Origin of the sequence: Streptomyces dioscori (assembly GCF_003024195.1) — a bacterium.
In the GTDB taxonomy this organism is placed as follows: domain Bacteria; phylum Actinomycetota; class Actinomycetes; order Streptomycetales; family Streptomycetaceae; genus Streptomyces; species Streptomyces dioscori.
In genome coordinates this window covers 89,902-110,777 of record NZ_KZ679051.1, presented here as the reverse complement: position 1 = coordinate 110,777, position 20,876 = coordinate 89,902, and the positions used below count along the sequence as shown (strand labels likewise).

Here is a 20,876-nt window from a genome sequence, read left to right as displayed (position 1 = left end):
CGGTCCCGTGCTTCTCCTCCGCCCGCGGTGGTCGGTGACCCGCGGTGGCGCGTCACCTGCGGTGATTCGCCACCCGCGGCGGGCCGCCACCCGCAGCGGTCAGTCCGCGCGCAGGCCAGCCCGGAGGGCCGCGACCACGAGTTGCGCCCGGTCCCTGACGTGCAGTTTGCTCATGGCCCGGTTCACATGGGTCTTCACCGTCAGCGGCGAGATGAACAGGCGCTCCGCGATGGCGTCGTTGGTCAGCCCCTGGGAGACCAGCACGGTGACCTCCCGTTCGCGGGAGGTCAGGGACTCGGCCTTGCGCAGATCCTCGGGGGAGACCGGGTCCGCAGGCCGCTGCTCGCGTGCCGTGCGGGTGAGGTGCCCGACGACGGTGTCCGTCGCGACGGCGGACAGGGAGGAGCCGCCCGCGGCGACCCGCTCGACGGCCCGCAGGAGCTCCTCGTGGTCCGCCGACTTGCCGAGGAAGCCGTTGGCCCCGGCCTGGAGGGCGGCCAGGATGTCCTGGTCGGTGTCGAAGGTGGTCAATACCAGGATCCCGATGTCCGCGGTGACGGCGTCGGCCCGCAGCCGGGTGATCGCTCCCACTCCGTCGAGCACCGGCATCCGCAGGTCCATGAGGATGACGTCGGGCACCAGGGCCCGCGCCATGTCGACGGCCCGGCTCCCGTCGGCCGCCTCGCCGACGACGTCGACTCCGGTGCCGGTCTCCAGAAGGGCCCGTATACCGGAGCGGATCATGACCTGGTCGTCGACGACGAGGACGCGTACGACGCTCATCCGGATGTCTCCTTCGCTGTTCTTCGCGTTCTTCGCGGCGCGGCGGCCGGGAGTTGTGCGGTCACCAGGAATCCCTTCGGGTCCGGGCCCGCGTGGAAGGTGCCGCCGAGCGCGTGGACCCGCTCCTCCATGCCCACGAGTCCCAGCCCGCTTCCGGCGGACCCGGTCTCGCGCGGTACCCAGGGGTTGCGGACGGACAGGGTGACGTAGCCGCCGGCCGGTGGGTCGACTGTCACGGTGGCGCCGCCGTCGCCGTACCGCTGGGCGTTGGTGAGCGATTCCTGGAGGATGCGCCGGGCAGCGGTCCGGGCGACCGGCGCGAGGGCGAGCAGGTGGTCCAGCCCCTCGGCCCCGACCTTCAGCCCGATGCCCTCGAAGCTCTCCAGGAGTTCGCCGACCACGGCGGCGTCCACGGGGGCTGCCGGGGCGACCTCGGACTCCGACGCGCGCAGGACGCCCAGGACGACTCCCAGTTCCTCCAGCACCGACCGGGTGGCGGCCTGCACCTCGTCCAGGGCGCGTCGGGACGCTTCCGGCGAGGAGTCGAGACTGGCCTTGGCGACATTGGTGTGGACGCTGACCACCGCGAGGTGATGGGCCACGCTGTCGTGGAGTTCGCGGGCGATCCGCAGCCGTTCCTCCGCCACGTGGCGGGCCACCTCCTCCCGCCGGCGTTCGGCTTCCTGGCGCCGCCGCCCCAGCTCCGCGACGACATAGCGCCGTTGCGCCTGCACCCACTGCCCCACCCCGACCATGGCGGCGGCGAGAGTGACGATCCCGAACGCTCCGACGCCGCCGCTGTCCTGCCATGAGGCGTACGGGTTGTACGCGGCGAGCATCGTGCCGCCCGCGACCACCGCGCCGGCGGCGATCGCGTCGAAACGGGGGCGGCGCAGGGCGAACAGGAACAGCAGCCCTCCGGCCACCGCCCAGGTTCCCCACGGCGCCGGATCGCGGATCTCCAGGGCGGCCAGCAGGGCGGCGACGACGACGGCGGCAGTCCACGCCCGCACGGCCAGGACGAGGCCGGCCGCTCCCAGGGCGACGATCACCCACAGCGTCGCCGAACCGGCATGGTCGCCGAGGACCGCGGACGCCGCGCCCACGGCCAGTGCGACCACCACGGCGAGCGTGCCGCCGGCCGCCCATGGATCGGATCGCTTCCACGCGTCGGATCGCGTCCATGCGTCGGATCGCACGAGTGATCACTCCGGTTGCTGCAGGGCGGGCACGGTGAGGCACGCTGTAGAACGATGTTATACAGCGTGCCTGGCCGGGCGGGCCGAACGGGAGGAGCGGGACGGATGAGTGCCGGAGCAGCGGGTCCGCCGTCCAGACGCCGTACGGCGAGCGAACGGCTGCATGACGTACTGCTGGACGCGGCGCAGGACGTGCTCGACCGCGAGGGTCTGGCCGGTGTCACCGTGCGCGCGGTCGCCCGTGAGGCGCAGGTCGCGCCCATGGGGGTGTACAACCGGTTCGGCAACAAGGAGGGACTGCTCGGCGCGCTGGCCGTCCGGGCTCTGCACGGCCTCTGGCACGCGGTCGACGTGGACCGGTCGGTGGACCCCGAGCCGCGCTTCCGTCAGGCCTGCGACGGATACCGGCACTTCGCGCTCGCGCATCCGCGGCGCTACGCGCTCATCTTCGGCGGCGGCGGACCGGTCGCCCGGACGGGCTCCAAGGCGTCGGTGTACGGCCACGCGGTCTTCGAGGTCCTGATCGAGCTGGTCCAGGACCTCGCCGGAGGCCGCACACCCCAGGGGTTCGCCGACGTGGGGGAGGCCGCGCAGGTCGTCTGGACGGCCCTGCACGGCGCGGTCCACCTGGAGCTGGGCGGGATCGGGCAGGTGTCCGGCTCGCAGGACACCTACCGGCGGCTCATCGACCTGCTCGTGCGAGGTCTGCGATAGGAGCCGTGCGGGCCGCAGCCGCAGCCGCATGGCGGCAGGGCGGCAGGGCGGTACGGCCGTCCGGACCCCGGCCGTCCGGACCCCGGCCGTCCGGACCCCGGCCGCCCGGTGCGCCGGTCCTACCGCAGGCCCAGCGACCGCTTCAGGAAGTCCACCTGGAGCAGCAGCAGATTCTCCGCGACCTCTTCCTGCGGGGTCATGTGCGTGACCCCGGACAGCGGCAGCACCTCGTGCGGACGGCCCGCGGCCAGCAGCGCGGAGGACAGCCGCAGGGAGTGCGCGACCACCACGTTGTCGTCGGCGAGACCGTGCACGATCATCATGGGCCGCGCCGGTTCGACCGCCCCGACCAGACCGTCGTCGTCGATCAGCGAGTTCGCCGCGTACACCTCGGGCTGCCGGTTGGGATCGCCCAGGTACCGCTCCGTGTAGTGCGTGTCGTACAGCCGCTGGTCGGTGACGGGCGCGCCCACCACGGCCGCGTGGAAGACGTCGGGGCGGCGCAGCGCCGCGAGCCCCGCGAGATAGCCGCCGAACGACCAGCCGCGGATCGCCACCCGGGTCAGGTCCAGGGGGAAGCGCTCGGCGAGGGCGTGGAGCGCGTGGATCTGGTCGTCGAGGACGACCGTCGCCAGATCGTCCTTGACCGCCTTCTCCCAGGCCGGTGAGCGGCCCGGCATGCCGCGCCCGTCCGCCACGATCACGGCGAAGCCCTGATCGGCGAACCACTGGGGCGCGAGGTACGCGTTGTGCGCCGCCAGGACCCGCTGCCCGTGCGGCCCGCCGTAGGGATCCATGAGCACCGGCAGCGGACCCTCGGTGTAGCCCGTGGGGAGCACGACGGCGCACGGTACCCGGCGCTCACCGGCTTCCGTGAGGTGCACGCGCGGGCTCATTCCGGGATGTTCGGCGTACGAGGCCACGGTCACCGCCTCCGTACGACCGCCGGCCCGGCCGCTCCCCGCCGCCTTCCGGCCCCCGTCGCGGACCACCTTGACCTGCGCCCCGGGCCGGTCGGGCACGGCCGACACGAGGACGGTCACACCGCCCGCCCGCACCGCCGAGTGCACGCCGGGCTCCTGGGAGATCCGCTCCATGCCGAGGTCGTTGACCCGGTAGACGTGCACCTCCCCGATCTCGGGGTCGGCCGCGTCCGCGCCGGCCGACGCAGACACGAGCACGTCGTCGTCGGACACGTCGAGCACGGCGCGCACGTGCAACTGCGGTCCCGTGAGGGGGCGTTCGCCCACGGCCAGCACACGCGCCCCTCCCTCGTCGGCGATCCGCACGAGCTGTCCGCTCGGGCTCCAGCTCGGCACCCCAGGGAAAAGATCAAGCCAAATCGGATCTTCGTCCGCGTGCACCATCCTGGTCGTCCCGGAGTCCGGATCGACGGCCAGATAGAGCTGACTCGCCTGGTCGCGCGCCTGGACCAGCAGCAGCGGGGCCCCGGCGGCCGACCAGTGCACTCGCGCCAGATACGGGTAGCGGGCCCGGTCCCACCGGACCTCCGTACGTGCCCCGTCGAGCCCCAGTACGAAAAGCCGGACCTCCGCGTTGTCGGTGCCCGCCGCCGGATACGCGACCTGCTGCGGCTCCCGCCCGGGATGCGCGGGGTCGGAGATCCACCAGCGGCGTACGGGGGCGTCGTCGGCCCGCGCCACCAGCAGCCGGTCCGACTCCGGCGACCACCAGAAGCCCCGCGAGCGGCCCATCTCCTCGGCCGCGACGAACTCGGCGAGCCCGTAGGTCACCGTGTCCGACTCCGGCTCCGCGAGCGCCCGGTCGTCCTCGCCCTCGGCGCCGACGACGCGCAGGGTGCCCCCGGCGACGTACGCGACGAGCCGTCCGTCGGGGGACGGGCGGGGGTCGATCACCGGTCCGCGAACCCGCAGTTCACGGGCGGTTCCGGCCCTCAGCTCGGCGGTGAAGAGCCGCCCCGACAGGGCGAAGGACGCGACCTCCACGGCGGCGTCCGTGGCATAGCCGACGATGCCCGCGCCCCCCTCACGGCTGCGCTCGCGCCGGGCCCGTTCCGCCGCCGGGAGCCGCTCGGAGGAGCCCCCGAGGAGCGCCCCCGGGTCGGCCGCCGGGCGCTCCTTGCCGCTCGCCACGTCGAGGACCCACAGCTGGTTCGCCCGGTCCGTGCCGGACGAGGACCGCAGGAACACCACACGGGAACCATCGGGCGCCACGGTGAACGCGCGGGGCGCGCCCAGCGTGAAACGCAGGGTGCGCGCCTGCCGGCGCGGGAAGGAGAGAGGCTCGGTCGTCATGCTCCGACCATATTGGCCATGCGCCCCCTTGTGCGGCCGTGCGCCGATCAATGCGCACGCACGAATAGTTATGATCACTAGCGCTGTGTGGGTATCAACCTGCTGACCGTTGCACGGATTTGTTGCCCCCCAATGTTCGACCCCACCCCCCGTTGTCCCTGGGATCTTTGGAGGTGAGCCGCCGTGGCACTTTCGATTTCGGCGGTGGTGCTACTGGCGATCATCGTCTTCATCCTGGTCAAGAAATCAGGTCTGAAGGCGCCTCACGCCATCGTCTGTGTCCTGCTCGGCTTCTACCTGGCGAGCTCGACGATCGCCCCGACGATCAACGAGCTGACCACGAACATCGCCGGCATGATCGGGGACATCAAGTTCTGACCCCGGTTCGGGAGTGGGCTCTGGGCCGCGGGAGGCCGGGGCCCACTTCTGGCGTTCCACGCCGGGCGGCCGTGCCGGCCGGGCCGTGTCAGCCCGTAGCCGCGTACGGTACGAAGCGGGCCCACGCTTCCGGCGTGAGGGCCAGCCGGGGGCCTGCGATGTCCTTGGAGTCGCGGACGTGGACGGTGCCGGGGGTAACGGCGAGTTCGACGCACGACTCGCCGTTGGTGCCGCCGCTGTGACTGCTCTTGAACCACGCCAGCTCGGAGGCGTCCCCTGCGGGGGCCTTGCGGATCATGTTTCTCCCAGCGGTTGTGCGACCGACCCTTCGGGTCAGCCTTCGGACGCGTACGGCACGAAGGCCGACCACGTGTCGGGGGAGAAGGCCAGGCGGGGGCCGTCCATGTCCTTGGAGTCGCGGACGTGGATGGTGCCGGGGGTGGTGGCGAGTTCGACGCACGACTCGCCGTCGTTGCCGCCGCTGTAGCTGCTTTTGAACCACGCCAGCTCGGAGGCGTCCCCTGCGGGGGCCCTGCGGATCATGTTTCTCCCAGCAGTTGCTCGATGAAGGCCAGTGACTCTCGCGGAGAGAGAGCCTGGGCCCGGATGGTGCCATACCGCAGCTCAAGGACGCGCAACTGCTTCGGATCTGAGGTCGGGCGGCCGTTGAACGTGCCGTCAGATCTCCCAACGGCGGAACCGTCCGGGAACTTCAGAACCTCGACGCGTCCGTCCAAGCCGGAATGGACCTCGCAGTTCATCGGCATCACCTGAAGCACGACGTTGTGGCGCTGAGCGACCTCACGCAGGTGTTCGAGCTGCTGTCGCTTAACCATTGTGCCTCCGATGGGCCGCCGCAACACCGCCTCCTCCAACACGAAGTGGATCGACGGGGCCGGATCGCGTTCGAAGACCGACTGCCGGGCCAGGCGTGCGGCCACCATGCGCTCCACGTCATCCGGCGAGTACGGAGGCTGAGCCGCGCCGATCACGGCCCGCGCATGTTCCGGCGTCTGCAACAGTCCCGCGATGATGTTGCACTCGTACACGCCGATCTCGATCGCCTTGCTCTCCAGCTTCCCCAGCTCACGCACCTTCTTGGGGTACCGGACCTTCCTCACGTCCTCCTTCATCGCCGAGAGCAACCCGCCCGCCCCCAGCACCTCGTCCGCCCTGTCCAGGTACTCGGGCTGCGGAATCCGCTTCCCGCCCTCGATCTTGTAGACCATGTCCTCGCCGTACCCGACGGCGATGCCGAAGTCGGCGGCCCGCATCCCCACCGCCTCCCGCCGCAGCTTCAGCTGCCGACCGACGGTGGCCACGACCGCCACGCCCCAGTCGTCGTCCGGGTCGACCTCCCAGCCCGGCTCGTCCGCCTCGGTCCTGAGCCGACCTTCGCCACTGTCCACGTGCATAGCGCGCCTCTCCGACGGTCCTCCACTGCTCAACGCGCCCTACCCGCACGGGTGGCCTCGACAGCCCGGACAGCGCCGGACAAGCTCCGGACAGTCACCGTACGTATCGACGTCGTCACTGTTCACGGTAGGCGCGTGCGGCCACTCTGAGTGACGTGATCCAAGAAACCGCCGCCGCCGAGGCTGGACTCGCCCGCCCCACCCGCACCTTCAGCGTGCAGCTGTCTCCCACGCCCCGCGGGGCCCGCCTCGCCCGCCTGCTCGCCACGGAGCAACTGCGTGCCTGGCAACTCCCGTTGGACCCGGCACGCCACCTCGTCGCCGAACTCGCCGCCAACGCGGCCACCCACGGCCGCGTGAACGGCCGGGACTTCCGGCTCACGCTCGCTGTCGTCGCGGAGACCCTGCGCATCGAGGTGACCGACACGTGCGGAGAGTTGCTGCCGCGACCGCAGGGCCTCGACCCCGACAGCGAGTCGGGCCGGGGACTCGTCCTCGTGGAGGCCCTCGCCGACCGTTGGGGCGTCACCCGGGGTCCGCATCCCCGGAAGACGGTCTGGGCGGAGCTGAATCCGTCACCGGAACCCGACCGCGCGGGGTGCGGTGACAGGGGCACCGTGTAGCCGCCGCCCTGCGGGAGCCTGAGGCACACGGCAACGGCCTTCTTCTCTGCGCCCGCGACCCCGCCCGCCCCGCCCCCGGTGCCGTCCTCGGTGCCGCCGCCCGGCTGGAGCGTCCGGGTCGACCGTGTCGACCGGATCGCGCTCGCCGTCGCCCCCCGTCCTCGACGACAACGAGTGACGGGCGGACCGCCGGGCACGTGCCGTTCCGGCGTGCGTGCCTCGTAGGGTGAGGGCATGACGGAACTGCCCGCCGGGCGTCTGCTCCTGGTGCACGCGCACCCGGACGACGAGGCGATCAACAACGGCGCCACCATGGCCAGGTACGCGGCCACGGGCGCCCAGGTCACCCTCGTGACCTGCACACGGGGCGAACTGGGCGAGGTCATTCCGCCCGGACTCGCGCATCTGTCGGGAGAACGCCTCGGCGAGCACCGCCTGGCGGAGCTCGCCGAGGCGATGCATGAGCTGGGTGTGCGGGACGCCCGTTCGCTCGGCGGCGCCGGCCGCTACGAGGACTCCGGGATGATGGGCCTCCCGGACAACGACAACCCGCGCTGCTTCTGGCGCGCGGACGTGGACGAGGCCGCCGCGCATCTGGTCGGCGTGATCCGTGAGGTACGCCCCCACGTGCTCGTCACCTACGACCCGGACGGCGGATACGGCCACCCGGATCACATCCAGGCCCACCGCGTCGCCATGCGCGCCGCCGATCTGGCGGCCGAGCCGGACTTCAGGACCGACCTCGGCGCACCGTGGACGATCGCGAAGATCTACTGGAACCGCGTGCCGCGTTCCGTCGCCGAGGAGGGCTTCGCCCGCCTGAAGGACGTACTCGACGAGCTGCCGTTCCCCGCCGCCGCGACACTCGACGACGTGCCGGGTGTGGTGGACGACCCGGTGGTCACCACGGAGATCGACGGCACCGACCGGGCGGCGGCCAAGGCCGCCGCGATGCGCGCGCACGCCACCCAGATCGAGGTCGCCGAACCATGGTTCGCCCTCTCCAACCGGCTCGCGCAGCCCCTCTTCCTTGTGGAGTACTACGAGTTGGTGCGCGGCGAACGTGCCGGGACGGGCCGGGAGACCGATCTGTTCGCGGGCATCACGGACCTGTCCGCGGAGAGCACCTTCACGGACAGCGCATTCGCAGAGATCACAGAAGCAACCACCGAGGGCGGTACCCGATGAACGCGGCGAACAGGTCGAACGCGAACCGTTCGTACGCGGACCGGTCGAACGCGGGCACCATGCTCACCCAGCCCCTGAGCCCGCCCTCGGCCGTCCGGATCGTCGTCCACCTGGGCCTCTTCGTCCTCGGCGCCGTGGTCGCGGTGGCCGGGGCGCTGGTCCAGTCGGGCTGGTTCCCGGGCGGGCTGCTGCTCGCGCTGGCCGGTGCGGCGGGCCTGTTCCTCGGGGGCTCGCGTGCGACCGGCGGCCGGGCCGGGGCGGTCGCACCCGCCGCAGGCTGGATGATCGCGGTCGTCCTGCTCACCGCCAGCCGCCCCGAGGGCGACTTCCTCTTCGCCGCGGGAGCGGGCTCCTATCTCTTCCTGCTGGGCGGGATGGCCGTGGCTGTGATGTGCGCCACCCTTGGCCAGGGACGGCAACCGGGCGGCGCCGCCGCCCGACTTGGCAAGTGACGTACCACTTCGCCACAGCGCGCAGGTGCACGTCCGGTGTGGGTTTCCCCGACGGCCGCAAAATGAGGGGGACAAGTGGCCAGTATGGTGGAGCGCGCCGCCGAGCCGCCCGAATCGAGGTCGAGGTCGAGGTCGAGTAACCGGGCGGTGGAGCCAACCAGGAGAACCTGCCTTGAGTCGTGAAACTGACAGTTCGTCCTCCGGGCCCAACGGGCGCGGGGGAACCGCATACCCGTCGGGGACTCCGCCGTACGGAACGCCGATGGCTTCCGACGGCGCCGCCGACGCGGGGCGCAGTGCCGGTGACCGGCCGGAACAGCCCAAGACCGAGACCACGCTGACGACGCGGATCCGCATCAACATCCCCGGATCCCGGCCGATTCCGCCGGTCGTCGTGCGCACGCCCGTGGCCAACGCGGAGTCCTCCGACGCCACAGGTGCGTCCGGGTCCGCGGCCCCGGAGCCCGGACCGGCCGCGCTTCCGACCCGGCCCGTGGACTCCGACACGGGGTCCCACCCGATGCCCGGCGCCGGTGGTGCCGGCGGCGGTGGTGGTGGCGAGGAGAAGCGGAGCGACTGGTTCGCCCCCCGCAAGGCCGGTGCGCCCAAGGGCGGACCGGGCGGCGGCAACGCCAACGGCGCCGGAATGGCCGCCGGTTCGGGCGCCCAGGGCCCGGCGACCGGTGCCGGTGGGGGAGTTGGCCCCTCCGGCGCGCCCGCGGCGCGGCCCGGCGGCGCGGCCACACCCGGGGCACGGCCCGGCGGCGGTACCAACGGCGCGGGGCTGCCCGGCGCGGGCGGCACCGGACCCGTGGCCCCCGGCCACGGCGGCGGCACCGGCTCCTTCGACGTCTCCCGGGCGCTGGCGGCGGGGCCGCTGGGCACCGGGCCGGGCGGATCCCCGTATCCGACGGGTGCCCAGGCGGGCGACAACGGCGGCGCCGAACCGCGCCGCGACGGACTCCCGTACTTCTCCGACGGCGGCCAGAACGGTCAGGGCGGGCCCACTGGTCCGACCGGCGGCCCGGTCAGCGGCGACACGCCCCTGGCGGCACCCGGCGCCCCGGGCGGTCAGGGCGGTCAGGGCGGTCAAGGCTTCCCCGGCGGTCCGGCAGGGCCCGGCGGTCACCGTGCTCTCGGCGGCCCTGGCGGCCCCGGCAGCTCCGGCGCTCCTGCGGGCTCCGGCGGCCACCGTGCTCCCGGCGGGCAGGGCGCTCCCGGCAACCCCGGCGCGCCCGCGGGCCCCGGCAGCCACCGTGCCCCCGGCGGCCAGGGCGCTCCCGGCGCCCCGGACGCCTCCGGCTTCCCCGGTGGCAAGGGGGCCCAGAGCGGCTCCGCGTTCTCCGGTGCCCCCGCGGGCGCCGGTCGCCCCGGTGGCGGGCTGAGCGACGACACCGCGATCCTCACTCCGCAGGTCCCCGCGCCCGAACCGGGCGCGCCGGGCTACGGCGGCGCCGGTGAGAACGTCTCCGGACACACCCTCACCAGCGGCATCCCCGTCGTGCCCCCCGCCCCGAACTCGCCGTTCGGACCGGGCGCGCACACCGACGGACCGCTGCCGCACCAGCCCCCGAAGCTGCCGGAACCGGTCTCACCGGCCGCGCCCGCCGCCGCGCGGCCCAAGAAGAAGAAGGGCCGCAACAAGCTGGTGCTCCTGGTCACCGGTGTGGTGACCCTGGGCGGCCTCGCGTACGGCGCCGGACTGCTCATGAACCACTCCGACGTCCCCAAGGGCACCAGCGTGCTCGGTGTGGACATCGGCGGCGGTACGCGCGACGAGGCCGTCCAGAAGCTCGACGACGCCTTCAAGGCGTCGGCCGCCAAGCCGCTCCAGCTGTCGGTCGACGGCGACACCGTCGCGCTCAAGCCGGACCAGGCCGGGCTCCAGCTCGACAGCCAGGCCACGGTGCGGGCCGCCGCGGGCAGCGACTACAACCCCGTCTCGGTGATCGGCTCGCTGATCGGCCAGGAGCGCGTCGTCGCCCCCGTGATGCCCGTCGACGAGGAGAAGCTCGCCGCCGCACTCGAAGGGGCCGCGGGCGGCTCCGGTTCGGCGACCGAGGGCACGATCAAGTTCCAGTCGGGCAAGGCCGTCGCCGTCTACGGCAAGGCGGGCCAGGGCATCGACATCGACCGGTCGACCCAGGCCGTCGAGGACGCGTACCGCACCCAGGTGGAGACCGGGAAGTCGGCTCCCGTGAAGGTGCCGACCACGGCGAAGGAGCCCAAGGTCTCCAAGGCCGAGGTCGACCGCATGATGAAGGAGTTCGCGCAGCCCGCGATGTCCGGACTCGTGACCGTCAAGGCGGGCACCGCGGTGGTCCAGTTCAGCCCCGAGAACTCCCTGTGGAAGTTCCTCGGCGTCAAGGCGACCCCCGAGGGCAAACTGGTCGACTACTACGACCTGCCCGCTCTCAAGGAGCTGTACGGCGGCGCGTTCGACGGTGTGACGATCGCCCGGGGCAACGGCAAGAAGACCGCCGTGACCCCGCAGGACGTGGTCGGCGCCCTGCGCCAGGCACTCCTCGGCAAGTCGGCGACGGACCGCGTCGGAGTGATCGAGACCAACCCCACGTAACAGCTGTTCGCTTCGCGAAGGTTGCGAAGGTTGCGAAGGTCGAGGCTGAGGTCGAGAGGGCACCTGGTGATGGCCGGGTGCCCTCTTGCCCTGTCCGGACGTCCGCCGCATCGTTGCCGGGTGGGCCGCGCTGGGCGGGTGCCGAAGGTGCGGGTGCCGTATGGGCTGGGAGTTCACGGACGACCGGGGAGTCACGGTCCGGCTCGCCGGACGGCCCGAGCGCGTCGCCGCGTACGTACGCGCGGGTGCGGGCCTGTGGGACCTGGGGGTGCGGCCCGTCGCGGTGTACGGGTCAGGACACGACGGGGACGAGCCCGACCGCGCCAAGTCCGGCTTCCTCGCGGACGTCCCGTACCTGGGCGCGGGCAGAACCCTCGACCACGCGACGCTGGGTTCCGTACGGCCGGACCTGGTCGTGGACGTCACCTACGACGGGAAGCAGCCGTACGCGGTCACGGAGCCGGCGGCCGGCCGGGCGGGCGCGCCTGTGCTCGCCCTCGCGGTCGGCGCGGACACCTCGCTGCCCCGCATCCTGGCGCGCTTCGCCGAGCTGGCCGACGCGCTGGGCGGTGAACCGGCAGGGCACGGGCGCGAGTTGGCAGCCGCGCAGGACGCCGTCCGGTCGGCGGTACGGGCGGAGGTGCCGGCCAAGGTGCTCGCACTGTCGGCCGCCGGGCCCGGCCAGGCGCATCTCGCCCGTCCCCGGGCCTGGCCCGAGCTGCGTCATCTGGCCGGACTGGGCGTGGAGTTCATCGAGCCGGGCGAGGGCGGCGCGAACTGGGCCACGACCCCCTGGGAGCGGGCGGTGGAGCTCGCTCCCGACCTGGTCCTCGCGGACGTCCGCGCAAACGCCGCTCCGGCGGCCGAGTTGGAGTCCGTACCGGCCTGGCGTGCCCTGACCTCGGCCGCGACAGTCGCCCCCTGGAACCCGGAACTGCCGTGCAGCGCGCGGGCGTACGCGGACTTCATCGGGTCGGTGGCGGGGGCGCTGCGGGAACTGGCCGCCAAGGAGCGCTGAAACGGGCGGCCGGGGGTCAGTTGAGCATCGCGCGGGCCGCGTGCGCCTGGCTCCGTACGCGCGCCGCCGCCTGTTCGTCGACGGCGGCCACGATCTCCGCGTACGCGTCGAGCTCCGTGGCGCCCGTGAGGAAGTCGCCGCGCTGTACGAGGAGCTGGGCGCGCTCGTAGCGCAGGCGGGCCGGATGCGAGGGCAGCAGGAGCGAGAAGTCGACCGCCCACAGGGCCACGTCGGAGCGTTCGGGACGGGCGGCGGCCCAGGCACGGATGTTGTTCAGGATGCGCAGGACGACGTCGAGCGGGTCGGCGGGCGAGAGCATGGACGGGTCGAGGGGGGAGCCGGTCGCACCGGCCACCAGCAGTTCCGCGTCGGTGCCGGTCAGTACCCGGCCGCCGACGAAGGGGTCCACGAGGACCTGCTGCTCGGGCGGGCCGAAGCCGACGACGAAGTGACCTGGCAGGGCCACTCCGTACACGGGCGCTCCCGCCCTTCTCGCGACCTCCATCCACACCACGGAGAGCAGGATGGGCAGTCCGCGGCGCCGCTTCAGCACCTTGTCCAGCAGGGACGACTCCAGTCGCTGGTAGTCGCCCGGTGTACCGCGGTAGCCGAGGCCGGTGCCCAGGTGCTCGGAGAGCGCGGTGGCCCAGGACCGGGGGCCGCCGGGGCGGAACGGCAGCTCTCCGGCCAGCCGGTCCAGCTCGATCTGGGCCGCGTCCATCCCCGCCTCGGTCAGTTCGCCGTCCGCCTGGGCGCCCACCAGCAGGCACAGGGCCGAGAGGTCGGGGCGCTCGGCTCGGGCCTCTTCGCCGAAGCGCCGCCGCCATTCGGCGCTTCGCGCCGGGTCTGGGGGGTGTAGTGGACGCATAGCTGCTTCGTGCCCTTTCACGCCGATCGATACCGGTGCGCTCCGCGCGGTTCTGTGTGGGGGGTTCGGGCGGCGCCGGTGGGGTCGTCGGGTGCGGGCGCGTTGTGGCTGGTCGCGCCGTTCCCCGCGCCCCTTGCGGGGCCCAGCCGGGAGGCGTTGTCGGGTGCGGGCTCGTCGTGGCTGGTCGCGCCGTTCCCCGCGCCCCAGGTGGGGGGTGGTGTAGGCGTGTGGTCGGGTGCGGGTTCGTTGTGGTTGCGCGCGCAGTTCCCCGCGCCCCTGTCCGGGGCCGGGGCTCTGTAGTGGTGGTAGGCGTGGTGGGGGGTGAAGGTCAGGCGGGAGTAGAGGGATCGGGCGCCCGTGTTGTCCGATTCCACCTGGAGCCAGGCCGCCGAGGCGCCCTCCGTCAGGGCCTGGCGGGCCAGGGCCGTCATGACCGTGGTGGCCAGGCCCTGGCGGCGCAGGGCCGGGTCCACCTCCACCGCGGCGAAACCGGCCCAGCGGCCGTCGACCACGCACCGGCCGATCGCCGCGGGCACCCCCGGCTCGCTGCCGGGCACGGTCGCGAACCACACCGAGGGGCCGCTGCCCAGCACCTTCAGCGCCACCTCGCTCACACCCTTGCGCTGGTAGCGGCCCAGCCACCCCTCGTCGGCCTCGCGCGACAGCGTGACCGTCCGGTCGGGCCCGGGATCCGGAAGGTCGGCCACCGGCGCCAGCGCGCCGGTCCACAGCTCCGCCGACACCTCACGCACCCACCCCCGCGCCTCCAGCTCCGCGCACAGCGCCTCCTGCGTGCCCTGCGCCCCCGTGGCGGTCTGCGTGTAGGCGGGCAGCCCACGGGCCGCGTACCACTCCCGTACGAGCGACAGCGCCTCGTCCAGCGGTACGCCCGGGTCGCCGAGGGGCAGGACCGAGTTGGCGCGCCGCGTGAAGCCGGACGCGGCCCGCAGCTCCCACTCGCCGAGCCGTTCGCGCTCCACCGGCTGCCAGGCCCGTGCGGCGACCCGCGCCAGTTCCTCGTACGACGCCGCCGGGCCCCGTCGGCGGGCCGGCGCGGACGGCACGACCTTGCCCGCGACCAGCGTCGCCTCCGAAATGCGGACGCTTTCCCCGGTCCGGCGTGTGATCAGCAGCACACCGTCGTCCCATGATGTGAGAACACCGACCGTGTCGGTGAACTTCTCACCCTCGGGGGCCTCTTCGCGCAACCGTCGCACCGATACGCGTTTGCCCACGTCAGCGGGGGTGACACGGACCTCAAGCCGGAAGTGTGGTGAGAAATCCACAGCTCAGTCCAACCCTCCTGTTCGGATCATGCCCAAGAACGGAGATACTAGGTGCGGGCATCGACGACGCCGCGCTCCCGCGCGCCAGGTGGCGGAGCCTGAAGACGGCTCGCCAGCGCCCTATCGAGGAGGAACGACAGCGTGACCTACGTCATCGCGCAGCCTTGTGTCGACGTCAAGGACAAGGCGTGCATCGAGGAGTGCCCGGTCGACTGCATCTACGAGGGCTCCCGGTCCTTGTACATCCACCCGGACGAATGCGTCGACTGTGGTGCCTGTGAGCCGGTCTGCCCGGTCGAGGCGATCTTCTACGAGGACGACACTCCCGAGGAGTGGAAGGACTACTACAAGGCGAACGTCGAGTTCTTCGACGAGCTGGGTTCGCCCGGTGGCGCCAGCAAGCTGGGGCTCATCGAGCGCGACCACCCCTTCGTCGCAGCGCTGCCGCCGCAGAACCAGTAAGCGGCCCGTGCGCCGGCGGCCCCGCCCGGCGGATGCCGTGGGGGCCGCCTCGGTCCCGTACGGCCCGCCGCCGTGCGGGGCCGCCGTGTTTGCCGTGTCTGCTGTGCCTGCCGTGCGTGCCGTGCCTGCCGTGCAGAAAGTGAGCCAGAACCCGTGTCCGCAGTCTCCGACCGGCTTCCCGCCTTTCCCTGGGACAAGCTGGAGCCCTTCAAGGCGAAGGCCGCCGCTCATCCGGACGGCATCGTCGACCTCTCCGTCGGCACCCCGGTCGACCCGGTGCCCGAGCTGATCCAGAAAGCTCTGGTCGCCGCCGCCGACTCGCCCGGCTATCCGACGGTGTGGGGCACACCGGAACTGCGGGACGCGCTGGTCGGCTGGTGCGGGCGGCGACTGGGCGCCCGGGACCTCACCCACCGCAACGTCCTGCCGGTGGTCGGTTCCAAGGAACTGGTCGCCTGGCTGCCGACCCAGCTGGGCCTCGGCCCGGGGGACAAGGTGGCCTACCCGCGCCTTGCGTACCCGACGTACGAGGTCGGCGCCCGCCTCGCCCGCGCGGACCACATCGCGTACGACGACCCGACGGACCTGGACCCCACCGGCCTGAAGCTGCTGTGGCTCAACTCCCCGTCCAACCCCACGGGCCGGGTGCTCTCCCAGCAGGAACTCACCCGGATCGTCGCCTGGGCGCGCGAGCACGGCATCCTCGTCCTCGCCGACGAGTGCTACATCGAACTGGGCTGGGAGGCCGACCCGGTCTCGGTCCTGCACCCCGAGGTGTGCGGCGGCTCGTACGAGGGGATCGTCGCGGTCCACTCGCTGTCGAAGCGGTCGAACCTCGCGGGCTACCGCTCCGCGTTCCTCGCCGGTGACCCCGCGGTCCTGGGCGACCTGCTCCAGATCCGCAAGCACGGCGGAATGATGACGTCCGCGCCGACGCAGGCCGCCACGGTGGCCGCCCTCTCGGACGACACGCACGTCCAGGAGCAGCGCGAGCGGTACGCGGCCCGCCGCGCCGCCCTCCGCGACGCCCTGGTCCACCACGGCTTCCGCATCGAACACAGCGAAGCAAGCCTGTACCTCTGGGCGACCCGAGACGAATCCTGCTGGGACACGGTGTCCCACCTGGCCACCCTCGGCATCCTGGTGGCCCCGGGCGACTTCTACGGCCCGGCAGGCGCCAGTTTCGTACGAGTAGCCCTAACGGCCACGGACGAAAGAGTCCAAGCGGCAACATCCCGCCTGACGGCGAGCTGACCCCCTGAAGGCGCCCCGCAGGGGCAGCCTTCCAGGGGCGCGGGGAACTGCGCGCCCAGCCACGACGCACCCGCACCCGAAACCCCCCGGGGCCAGCCGGCCCCATAAGGGGCGCGGGGAACTGCGCGCCCAGCCACGACGCACCCGCACCCGAAACCCCACCAGCCCGCCGCAGGCGAACCCGCAGGCGAACCCGCAGGCGAACGCGCGCGCAGGCGCAAAAAGGCGAAGGGGCCCAGGGGAAATCCCCTGAACCCCTTCACCACAGCCAGGCCGGCAGCAAGCCGATCAGCCGAGCGGCAGCCCCTGCAGCGGCAGCCCCTCAGTGGGCAGCCCACCCTTGGACACCGCATCGGTCGGCAGCCCACCACCGGTAGCCGACCCCGCGGTGTCACCGAGGACGTCACCCGTGGTCCCGGCAACATCCCCGGCGGTCTTCTGCGCCGCGGGCGTCGCCGTCTTGACGGCCTTGCCGCTCGTCTTGCCCGCGGCCGGCACGGCCTTCTTGACGGCCTTGCTGCCCGTTTCGCCGGCCGCCCCGGTGGCGTTCTGCGTGGCGCCGTCGACGGTGGTGCCCGCGTTGTCCAGCGCGCTCAGGCCGCCGAGGTCGGGGGTGGCCGGCAGTTCGGCCGCGCTCGCGGAGCCGGCCGCACCGACCACGGGTGCCGCTCCCGCTGCGATGAGCAGCGCGACACGGGCGATCCGACGGGTCAGGGGGAGGGACATGGTGCTCCTTTGACGGGGAGAGAACGATGAAATCTTCCGCCGCGCCCGGCAGTTGACCGACTCGCCGCCGACTGGCTGCCGACTGGGTGTCGACCGGCTGTCGACCGGTGTTGATCGTTCCGGGCTCGGACGCAGTGACTACCGCTCGAAGCCCGCGAAGGTTGCGGTGACCCGAAGTAAAGAGTTGGTAATGCGTCGCATTATCGGCTGCGGAGAAACCCGGGCAAAGAAGGCCTGGCCGCGCAGCCCGCAGAATCCTCACAGCCCTTTGCCGGCAAGGGTTTTGAAGTCCACGGGGCAGGTGGGGGACGAGCGGGCAGAAGGGCCGCAGAAAAGTGCGGCGGCCTGTCGACATGGCACGCCGTGAGTGCCACCAAAGGGTGAGGGTCCGTACTACTGCCCGGTGACGATGCGAACCTCGCGCGTGGCGTTGCGGCCGGCCTGACCGTCGTCGCGCCACTCGCTCCGCGTGCTGCCCGCCGTCCATACGCGACCCGCGTAGGAGACCCGTTCGACGTGCAGAGCGGACGAGTTGGCGACGGCCCAGTGCGCGAGGGCCCATCCGCGCTGCCGCTGCCCGCCCCCGGTGTCCGCGGTCTTCGGCACGGGCACGGTCACCGTGCGCCTTCCCCCGGATCCGCTCACCGAGGCGGACGGCGCGAGCGAGGAGTCTGCCGACGGGCCGGTCGAAGAGCCGGTCGACGAATCGGTCGAAGAGCCGGCCGCCGAGCCGGTCGGCGAATCGGCCGAGGGGCTAGCGGCCACCGTGGCGCCCGCCTCCTGGAAGACACCGCGCCCGAAGTCCCGTACCAGCGCGGTGCGTACCGACTCCGGGCCGCCGGGGCGTGTGTCCGGGCGGCCCTCGCAGGTCAGCGTGGCGGCGGCGCGGCCGGTCAGGGCCGCCGCGAGGAGCGTCGCGTCCGGTTCGTGCTTCGCGTACGCCTCCGGGTAGCCGCTGCGCTGGACGCGCTGCGCGGCGACGGTGAGCGGCAGCCGCTTGTAGTCGGGCACCTTGTCCAGATGCTCGTAGAACTCGCCCGCCGCGTACGCCGGATCCAGGATCTCCTGCTCGGTGCCCCAGCCCTGCGAGGGCCGCTGCTGGAAGAGGCCCAGCGAATCCCGGTCGCCATGGCCGAGGTTGCGCAGGGCGGACTCCTGGAGGGCGGTCGCGAGAGCGATCGTGACGGCCCGCTCGGGCATGCCGCGGTTGGTGCCGACCGCCGAGATCGTCGCCGCGTTCACCGCCTGTTCCGCCGTGAACTCGTACGAGGTGCCGTCGCCCTCGGCGGAGACGACCGTGCACTTGGGCACTCCGCTCCCGCCGGTCAGGTACTGCACGGTGAGATACGCCGCGACGCCGAGCAGTACGACGAGTGCCGCTCCGAAACGCAGGAAGCGGCCACGGCGTACGGGAGCGACGGAAGTGGGGGACGGCTCAGGCACGCGTACAAGGTACTGGAGAGTACTGTCGGGGCCGTGTGAGGTTCCGGAGATTCACCGGCCCGTGGACAAGCCTGCGTGGGCAAGCCTCCGGGGAGGCCGCGGGGACCGGGCGCGTTAGGGTCGACGGCATGGCCGACACCCCGCTTGACCTCACGCTGGACGCCGCCCGGCTCACCGCGCGGCTCGTCGACTTCCCGTCGGAGAGCGGCACGGAGAAGCCCCTCGCGGACGCCGTCGAGACCGCCCTGCGCGCCCTTCCGCACCTCACCGTGGACCGGTACGGCAACAACGTCGTCGCGCGGACGAACCTGGGCCGGGCCGAGCGCGTGATCCTGGCCGGGCACATCGACACCGTCCCCATCGCGGACAACGTGCCGTCGCGCCTGGACGAGGACGGCGTGCTGTGGGGCTGCGGCACCTGCGACATGAAGTCGGGCGTCGCGGTGCAGCTGCGGATCGCGGCCACCGTGCCCGCCCCCAACCGCGACCTCACCTTCATCTTCTACGACAACGAAGAGGTCGCCGCCGACCTGAACGGCCTCAAGCACGTGGCCGAGGCCCACCCGGAGTGGCTGGAGGGCGACTTCGCGGTCCTCCTGGAGCCCTCCGACGGCCAGGTCGAGGGCGGCTGCCAGGGGACCCTGCGGGTGCTCCTGAAGACCACGGGGGAGCGGGCCCACTCCGCGCGCAGCTGGATGGGCTCCAACGCCATCCACGCGGCCTCCCCGATCCTCGCCCGCCTCGCCTCCTACGAGCCGCGCTACCCGGTCATCGACGGCCTCGAATACCGCGAGGGCCTGAACGCCGTCGGGATCTCGGGCGGGGTGGCGGGCAACGTGATCCCCGACGAGTGCGTGGTGAGCGTCAACTTCCGTTACGCGCCCGACCGCAGCGAGGAGGAGGCCCTCGCGCATGTCCGCGAGGTCTTCGCCGACTGCGGCGTGGCCGAGTTCGTCGTCGACGACCACAGCGGGGCGGCGCTGCCCGGCCTCTCGCACCCGGCCGCGGCGGCCTTCATCGAGGCCGTCGGAGGCACCCCGCAGCCCAAGTACGGCTGGACGGACGTCTCCCGCTTCAGCGCGCTCGGCGTCCCGGCGGTCAACTACGGCCCCGGCAACCCGCACTTGGCGCACAAGCGGGATGAACGGGTCGAAACCGCCAAGATCCTGGCAGGCGAGGAGCGGCTGAGGGCCTGGCTGACGGCCTGACCGGCCGTCCGGCCCGCGTCCCGGCCCGCGGCCCGATCCGCAACTCGATCCGCGTCCCGATCCGAGGCGGACATGTCGGCGTCCCCCCTCCTTGACCCGTGGAGATCTACGCTGAGGAAGAACGATCGGCAAGCGGAGGGAGCGGACATGGCTACCGGCAACCCCGAGGGCAGCAAGCAGCCACCGGAGGAGCAGCAGCTGGGCCCCGTGCTGCGCAGGCGGGGGCAGGTGCAGGCGAGCACGACGGACCAGCGGCTGCTGGACGCCGGCGGGCCGTCGGACTGGGTGCACACCGATCCCTGGCGCGTGCTGCGCATCCAGTCGGAGTTCATCGAGGGCTTCGGCACGCTGGCCGAACTCCCGGCCGCCATCAGCGTGTTCGGCTCGGCGCGCACACCGGCGGGCTCGCCGGAGTACGAGGCGGGGGTCGCGCTCGGCCGGGGCCTGGTCGAGGCGGGCTTCGCGGTGATCACCGGCGGTGGTCCCGGGGCCATGGAGGCGGCCAACAAGGGTGCCTGCGAGGCGAAGGGCATCTCCGTCGGCCTCGGCATCGAGCTGCCCTTCGAGCAGGGGCTCAACGAGTACGTCGACATCGGCCTGAACTTCCGCTACTTCTTCGTGCGCAAGATGATGTTCGTCAAGTACGCGCAGGGGTTCGTGGTGCTGCCCGGCGGTCTCGGCACGCTCGACGAGCTCTTCGAGGCGCTCACGCTCGTGCAGACGCAGAAGGTGACGCGCTTCCCGATCGTGCTCTTCGGTACGGAGTACTGGGGCGGGCTGGTCGACTGGCTCAAGAACACCCTGATCGCCCAGGGCAAGGCCTCGGAGAAGGACCTGCTCCTGTTCCACCTCACGGACGACGTGGACGAGGCGGTGGCGTTGGTGTCGAAGGAGGCGGGGAGATAGGGCGGGGGCCAGCCCCCGAACCCCCGGTCCTCAAACGCCGGACGGGCTGAGATGTTGCCGGACCGGCGGATATCTTTCAGCCCGTCCGGCGTTTGAGGA

At 72.5% G+C, this 20,876-nt stretch carries 20 protein-coding genes and 1 pseudogene; 11 read left to right on the top strand and 10 right to left on the bottom strand.

The features are described from left to right. Window positions 1–99: 99 nt before the first annotated feature. On the bottom strand, window positions 100–783 hold the full coding sequence (locus tag C6Y14_RS31115; protein WP_107020203.1) for a response regulator: 684 nt from the start codon (window positions 781–783) through the stop codon (window positions 100–102). Next, window positions 780–1,982: a sensor histidine kinase gene (locus tag C6Y14_RS31110; RefSeq protein WP_107020202.1), complete on the bottom strand. Its 1,203-nt coding sequence runs from the start codon at window positions 1,980–1,982 to the stop codon at window positions 780–782. The genes C6Y14_RS31115 and C6Y14_RS31110 overlap by 4 nt, the downstream gene beginning before the upstream one ends. Window positions 1,983–2,087: 105 nt before the next feature. Between C6Y14_RS31110 and C6Y14_RS31105 the strand changes: the two genes are divergently transcribed. Continuing rightward, window positions 2,088–2,696 carry a TetR/AcrR family transcriptional regulator gene (locus C6Y14_RS31105; RefSeq protein WP_159074340.1) on the top strand — a complete coding sequence of 203 codons (609 nt, stop codon included), beginning with the start codon at window positions 2,088–2,090 and terminating at the stop codon, window positions 2,694–2,696. 119 nt (window positions 2,697–2,815) lie between these two features. On the opposite strand, the gene C6Y14_RS31100 is transcribed toward C6Y14_RS31105, so the two are convergent. After that, window positions 2,816–4,972 carry a S9 family peptidase gene (locus tag C6Y14_RS31100; RefSeq protein WP_107020200.1) on the bottom strand — a complete coding sequence of 719 codons (2,157 nt, stop codon included), beginning with the start codon at window positions 4,970–4,972 and terminating at the stop codon, window positions 2,816–2,818. Window positions 4,973–5,155: 183 nt separating this feature from the next. On the opposite strand from C6Y14_RS31100, the gene C6Y14_RS31095 reads away from it, so the two are divergent. Continuing rightward, a complete protein-coding gene (locus C6Y14_RS31095; protein ID WP_107020199.1) occupies window positions 5,156–5,350 on the top strand; it encodes a hypothetical protein in 195 nt (64 codons plus the stop codon). A gap of 88 nt (window positions 5,351–5,438) precedes the next feature. Here C6Y14_RS31095 and C6Y14_RS31090 read toward each other — a convergent pair whose 3' ends face one another. The 3 genes from C6Y14_RS31090 to C6Y14_RS31080 are packed head-to-tail and all read right to left on the bottom strand — an operon-like array spanning window position 5,439 to window position 6,765. Next, window positions 5,439–5,648: a DUF397 domain-containing protein gene (locus C6Y14_RS31090; RefSeq protein WP_107020198.1), complete on the bottom strand. Its 210-nt coding sequence runs from the start codon at window positions 5,646–5,648 to the stop codon at window positions 5,439–5,441. Between the two features lie 35 nt (window positions 5,649–5,683). Beyond that, complete coding sequence (locus C6Y14_RS31085; RefSeq protein WP_107020197.1) at window positions 5,684–5,893, bottom strand: DUF397 domain-containing protein; 210 nt, start codon at window positions 5,891–5,893, stop codon at window positions 5,684–5,686. Next, window positions 5,890–6,765: a helix-turn-helix domain-containing protein gene (locus C6Y14_RS31080; RefSeq protein WP_107020196.1), complete on the bottom strand. Its 876-nt coding sequence runs from the start codon at window positions 6,763–6,765 to the stop codon at window positions 5,890–5,892. The genes C6Y14_RS31085 and C6Y14_RS31080 overlap by 4 nt, the downstream gene beginning before the upstream one ends. Before the next feature lie 155 nt (window positions 6,766–6,920). On the opposite strand from C6Y14_RS31080, the gene C6Y14_RS31075 reads away from it, so the two are divergent. The 5 genes from C6Y14_RS31075 to C6Y14_RS31055 all read left to right on the top strand — a co-directional run bounded on the left by C6Y14_RS31075 (window position 6,921) and on the right by C6Y14_RS31055 (window position 12,624). After that, window positions 6,921–7,388, top strand: a complete 468-nt coding sequence (locus tag C6Y14_RS31075; RefSeq protein WP_107020195.1) for an ATP-binding protein — start codon at window positions 6,921–6,923, stop codon at window positions 7,386–7,388. A 234-nt stretch (window positions 7,389–7,622) separates the two neighbouring features. After that, window positions 7,623–8,576: an N-acetyl-1-D-myo-inositol-2-amino-2-deoxy-alpha-D-glucopyranoside deacetylase gene (mshB, locus tag C6Y14_RS31070; protein WP_107020194.1), complete on the top strand. Its 954-nt coding sequence runs from the start codon at window positions 7,623–7,625 to the stop codon at window positions 8,574–8,576. A gap of 59 nt (window positions 8,577–8,635) precedes the next feature. Further along, window positions 8,636–9,028: a DUF6113 family protein gene (locus tag C6Y14_RS31065; RefSeq protein WP_107020384.1), complete on the top strand. Its 393-nt coding sequence runs from the start codon at window positions 8,636–8,638 to the stop codon at window positions 9,026–9,028. 172 nt (window positions 9,029–9,200) lie between these two features. Further along, on the top strand, window positions 9,201–11,606 hold the full coding sequence (locus tag C6Y14_RS31060) for a hypothetical protein (protein ID WP_107020193.1): 2,406 nt from the start codon (window positions 9,201–9,203) through the stop codon (window positions 11,604–11,606). Between the two features lie 160 nt (window positions 11,607–11,766). Then, window positions 11,767–12,624, top strand: coding sequence for a substrate-binding domain-containing protein (locus C6Y14_RS31055; RefSeq protein ID WP_107020192.1), 858 nt, complete (start codon window positions 11,767–11,769; stop codon window positions 12,622–12,624). 16 nt (window positions 12,625–12,640) lie between these two features. Here C6Y14_RS31055 and C6Y14_RS31050 read toward each other — a convergent pair whose 3' ends face one another. Both C6Y14_RS31050 and C6Y14_RS31045 read right to left on the bottom strand, forming a co-directional pair. Further along, the gene (locus tag C6Y14_RS31050; protein ID WP_107020191.1) at window positions 12,641–13,492 is read right to left on the bottom strand and encodes a transglutaminase family protein; all 852 of its coding nucleotides are present in this window, start codon (window positions 13,490–13,492) and stop codon (window positions 12,641–12,643) included. A 284-nt stretch (window positions 13,493–13,776) separates the two neighbouring features. After that, window positions 13,777–14,778: pseudogene (locus C6Y14_RS31045) on the bottom strand (GNAT family N-acetyltransferase); the annotation flags it as partial. 141 nt (window positions 14,779–14,919) lie between these two features. Between C6Y14_RS31045 and fdxA the strand changes: the two are divergent. Together fdxA and C6Y14_RS31035 are read left to right on the top strand one after the other, a co-directional pair. Further along, a complete protein-coding gene (gene fdxA / locus C6Y14_RS31040) occupies window positions 14,920–15,240 on the top strand; it encodes a ferredoxin (RefSeq protein WP_019058397.1) in 321 nt (106 codons plus the stop codon). Between the two features lie 153 nt (window positions 15,241–15,393). Continuing rightward, window positions 15,394–16,494: a bifunctional succinyldiaminopimelate transaminase/glutamate-prephenate aminotransferase gene (locus C6Y14_RS31035; RefSeq protein ID WP_107020190.1), complete on the top strand. Its 1,101-nt coding sequence runs from the start codon at window positions 15,394–15,396 to the stop codon at window positions 16,492–16,494. A gap of 288 nt (window positions 16,495–16,782) precedes the next feature. On the opposite strand, the gene C6Y14_RS31030 is transcribed toward C6Y14_RS31035, so the two are convergent. Together C6Y14_RS31030 and C6Y14_RS31025 are read right to left on the bottom strand one after the other, a co-directional pair. Beyond that, entirely contained in the window at window positions 16,783–17,220 is a 438-nt protein-coding gene (locus C6Y14_RS31030; protein WP_107020189.1) for an ATP-binding protein, read from the bottom strand. Between the two features lie 393 nt (window positions 17,221–17,613). After that, complete coding sequence (locus C6Y14_RS31025) at window positions 17,614–18,663, bottom strand: heavy metal transporter (RefSeq protein ID WP_199854927.1); 1,050 nt, start codon at window positions 18,661–18,663, stop codon at window positions 17,614–17,616. A 128-nt stretch (window positions 18,664–18,791) separates the two neighbouring features. Between C6Y14_RS31025 and dapE the strand changes: the two genes are divergently transcribed. Together dapE and C6Y14_RS31015 are read left to right on the top strand one after the other, a co-directional pair. Then, window positions 18,792–19,871 carry a succinyl-diaminopimelate desuccinylase gene (dapE, locus tag C6Y14_RS31020; protein WP_107020188.1) on the top strand — a complete coding sequence of 360 codons (1,080 nt, stop codon included), beginning with the start codon at window positions 18,792–18,794 and terminating at the stop codon, window positions 19,869–19,871. Between the two features lie 147 nt (window positions 19,872–20,018). Further along, window positions 20,019–20,777, top strand: a complete 759-nt coding sequence (locus C6Y14_RS31015) for an LOG family protein (RefSeq protein ID WP_107020187.1) — start codon at window positions 20,019–20,021, stop codon at window positions 20,775–20,777. Window positions 20,778–20,876: the final 99 nt, after the last annotated feature.

What these genes read in the sequence shown, in the direction of transcription:
- C6Y14_RS31090 (WP_107020198.1), bottom strand. Translation starts at nt 5,648, where the DNA reads ATGATCCGCAAGGCCCCCGCAGGGGACGCCTCCGAGCTGGCGTGGTTC.
- C6Y14_RS31100 (WP_107020200.1), bottom strand. Translation starts at nt 4,972, where the DNA reads ATGACGACCGAGCCTCTCTCCTTCCCGCGCCGGCAGGCGCGCACCCTG.
- C6Y14_RS31105 (WP_159074340.1), top strand. Translation starts at nt 2,088, where the DNA reads ATGAGTGCCGGAGCAGCGGGTCCGCCGTCCAGACGCCGTACGGCGAGC.
- dapE (WP_107020188.1), top strand. Translation starts at nt 18,792, where the DNA reads ATGGCCGACACCCCGCTTGACCTCACGCTGGACGCCGCCCGGCTCACC.
- C6Y14_RS31065 (WP_107020384.1), top strand. Translation starts at nt 8,636, where the DNA reads ATGCTCACCCAGCCCCTGAGCCCGCCCTCGGCCGTCCGGATCGTCGTC.
- C6Y14_RS31085 (WP_107020197.1), bottom strand. Translation starts at nt 5,893, where the DNA reads ATGATCCGCAGGGCCCCCGCAGGGGACGCCTCCGAGCTGGCGTGGTTC.
- C6Y14_RS31055 (WP_107020192.1), top strand. Translation starts at nt 11,767, where the DNA reads ATGGGCTGGGAGTTCACGGACGACCGGGGAGTCACGGTCCGGCTCGCC.
- C6Y14_RS31080 (WP_107020196.1), bottom strand. Translation starts at nt 6,765, where the DNA reads ATGCACGTGGACAGTGGCGAAGGTCGGCTCAGGACCGAGGCGGACGAG.
- C6Y14_RS31015 (WP_107020187.1), top strand. Translation starts at nt 20,019, where the DNA reads ATGGCTACCGGCAACCCCGAGGGCAGCAAGCAGCCACCGGAGGAGCAG.
- C6Y14_RS31115 (WP_107020203.1), bottom strand. Translation starts at nt 783, where the DNA reads ATGAGCGTCGTACGCGTCCTCGTCGTCGACGACCAGGTCATGATCCGC.
- C6Y14_RS31050 (WP_107020191.1), bottom strand. Translation starts at nt 13,492, where the DNA reads ATGCGTCCACTACACCCCCCAGACCCGGCGCGAAGCGCCGAATGGCGG.
- mshB (WP_107020194.1), top strand. Translation starts at nt 7,623, where the DNA reads ATGACGGAACTGCCCGCCGGGCGTCTGCTCCTGGTGCACGCGCACCCG.
- C6Y14_RS31030 (WP_107020189.1), bottom strand. Translation starts at nt 17,220, where the DNA reads ATGTCCCTCCCCCTGACCCGTCGGATCGCCCGTGTCGCGCTGCTCATC.